The organism is Arthrobacter sp. CAL618 (genome assembly GCF_000468215.1).
Classification (GTDB): Bacteria; Actinomycetota; Actinomycetes; order Actinomycetales; family Micrococcaceae; genus Arthrobacter_D.
This window is the reverse complement of record NZ_ASZW01000074.1, coordinates 2,405-4,544: the sequence shown is the minus strand read 5'-3', so window position 1 is coordinate 4,544 and position 2,140 is coordinate 2,405. Positions and strand designations below refer to the sequence as shown.

2 protein-coding genes and 1 pseudogene are annotated in these 2,140 nt (G+C 66.7%); 2 read left to right on the top strand and 1 reads right to left on the bottom strand.

Translation table 11 applies throughout. The features are described 5' to 3' along the window. Positions 1-868: succinyl-diaminopimelate desuccinylase (gene dapE, locus K728_RS0104850; RefSeq protein ID WP_024476019.1), on the bottom strand; the 868-nt coding region annotated here is incomplete at its 3' end. Positions 869-901: 33 nt separating this feature from the next. Here dapE and dapD point away from each other — a divergent pair. Next, positions 902-1,864 carry a 2,3,4,5-tetrahydropyridine-2,6-dicarboxylate N-succinyltransferase gene (gene dapD / locus K728_RS0104845; RefSeq protein WP_024476018.1) on the top strand — a complete coding sequence of 321 codons (963 nt, stop codon included), beginning with the start codon at positions 902-904 and terminating at the stop codon, positions 1,862-1,864. Positions 1,865-1,909: 45 nt separating this feature from the next. Further along, positions 1,910-2,140, top strand: a pseudogene (locus tag K728_RS23050) (hypothetical protein); the annotation flags it as partial.

Below are 2,140 nucleotides of genomic sequence, written 5' to 3'. Positions count from 1 at the left end.
GGGCGCCGGCGGCAGCGTCGGTGCGTTCGACGTCGTAGCCCTCCAGCACCGCCCGGACGTAAGCCTCGGCGTCGTCGGGCGACTTATCCGGCGCAAACCGGTAGTTCACCTCAACCACTGTCCGGTCGGGGATGACGTTCCCAGCCGTGCCGCCCTTGATCATCACCGCGTTAAGGCTCTCCCGGTAGGCGAGGCCATCCACGTCAACGGTGAGTGGTTCGTGGTCGCGAAGCCGGGTCAGGATGTCGCCAGCCGCATGGATGGCGTTCTCCCCCATCCAGGCACGTGCCGAGTGCGCTGCCCGGCCGGTGGTGGTGACATTGAAGCGGGCGGTGCCGTTGCAGCCGCCCTCGACGGTACCGTCCGTGGGTTCCAGCAACACTGCGAAATCGGCGGTCAACCAGTCAGGGAACCTGGTCACCAGCCTGCCAAGCCCACTCAACGACGCATCGACTTCCTCGTGGTCGTAGAACACGTAGGTAATGTCACGGGCGGGTTCGGTCAGCGCTGCGGCGAGCGCCAACTGGACCGCCACCCCGCCCTTCATATCGGTGGCACCCCTGCCGTAGAGCACTTCGCCGTCCCAGGTGCTGGGAACGGTTCCCCGGGAGCCGGGAACACCGGGAAGGGGCACGGTGTCCAGATGGCCGGCGAGGATGACCCGTTCGGCGCGGCCCAGTGAGGTCCGCGCGATGATTGAGTCGCCGTCGCGCACCAGCTCCAGATGGGGGCAGGCCTGCAAGGCGGTTTCGACGGCGTCGGCGAGGGTCCGCTCATTGCCGGAGACGCTCTCAATGTCGAGGAGAGAGGCGGTCAGAGCTGCAACATCGGCAGAAAGGTCAAGGGCTGCGGGGAGGTTAGCGGTCATTGATCCAGCCTATCGCTCGGTAGACTTGAGGCCATGACTGAACGAGCCACAGCCCCCACGCCAGCAACCGATCCAGGCCCCCGCTCAGCCCACGGACTGGGTCTGGCGACCTTCGCCGCCAACCGCACCGTCCTTGATGTGTGGTTTCCCCGCCCCGAACTCGGCGACACATCGCAGGAGGATCTCAGAAGCTCTCTCGACGCCCTGGCCGGGAACGATGACCTGCGCGGCACCAGCCAGGAAGTCATTGTGGCGCACGCCGACCTGGATTCGGCACCGACCGACGCAGCGGACGCATATCTTCGCCTGCACCTTCTGTCCCACCGGCTTGCAGCGCCCAACACCGTCAACCTCGACGGCGTGTTTGGGCTGCTGGCCAACGTGGTGTGGACCAACTTCGGGCCCTGCCCCGTCGAAGACTTCGAAAGCACCCGCCTCCGGCTGCGGACCCGCGGCACGGTAGTGGTCTACGGCGTGGACAAGTTCCCCCGCATGGTCGACTACGTACTGCCCGCCGGGGTACGGATTGCCGACGCCGACCGGGTGCGGCTTGGCGCACACCTGGCCGTTGGTACCACCGTCATGCACGAGGGTTTCGTCAACTTCAATGCGGGCACCCTCGGCCAGTCGATGGTCGAAGGCCGCATTTCCGCCGGAGTGGTGGTGGGCAACGGTTCGGACATCGGTGGCGGCGCATCCATCATGGGCACACTCTCCGGGGGCGGCAAGGAACGGGTGGCGATCGGCGAGCGGTGCCTTCTCGGCGCTCAAGCCGGCATCGGGATTTCCCTCGGCGACGACTGCGTCGTCGAAGCCGGCCTGTACATTACTGCTGGCACCAAGGTCACCCTTCCGGACGGGCGAGTGGTCAAGGCCGCCGAGCTCTCCGGTGAGTCCTTCCTGCTGTTCCTCCGCAACTCGGCGACCGGCGTCGTCGAGGCACGTCCGCGCAGCGGCCACGGGATCGCCTTGAACTCAGTGCTGCACGCCAACTAGGGACCCGTGGCTTACACGAAAGCCGAAGCGCGTCGCCGTCGTCGGGTGAAGACGACGCTGGTTCTCGTCGTGCTGCTGGCGGTGCTGTCCGGTGGCATCTATCTGGCCGTCAGCCAGGTGAACACGTCGGAAGTCCTGGTGCGGGAGCGCTGCACCGCCGTCGTCGGCGACGATACCTACGAACTTGGCCTCGAACAGGCCGAGAATGCCTCGCTGATCGCCGCTGTCGCCGTCACCCGTGGGCTGCCGGCGCGGGCCGCTTCCATTGCGCTCGCG

Coding starts and splice junctions, on each gene's coding strand:
- dapD (WP_024476018.1), top strand. CDS start 902: ATGACTGAACGAGCCACAGCCCCCACGCCAGCAACCGATCCAGGCCCC.